Raw genomic sequence first — 245 nt, 5'->3', positions numbered from 1 at the left:
GCAGATGGATTACAACCTGCTCTTCCGCTGGTTTGTCGGCCTGGCGATGGATGCGCCGATCTGGGATGTCACGGTCTTCACCAAGAACCGCGAGAGGCTACTATCCAGGGACGTTGCCGCCAAGTTCCTGTCCGCCATCATCAACCAGGCCCGCGTGCAGGCTCTTCTGTCCGACGATCATTTCTCGGTGGACGGCACGTTGGTCGAAGCGTGGGCCAGCGTGAAGAGCTTCAGGCCCAAGGATG

The 245-nt window shown here is 60.0% G+C and carries 1 protein-coding gene; it reads left to right on the top strand.

What is annotated here, in order from left to right; all coding sequences use genetic code 11:
- Positions 1–245: transposase (locus ACYPYD_RS27235; RefSeq protein WP_459666917.1), on the top strand; the 245-nt coding region annotated here is incomplete at both ends.

It is taken from the genome of Novosphingobium sp. 11B (genome assembly GCF_054589055.1).
Note: the sequence above shows the minus strand (reverse complement) of the source record. Positions and strands in the feature narration are given on the sequence as shown.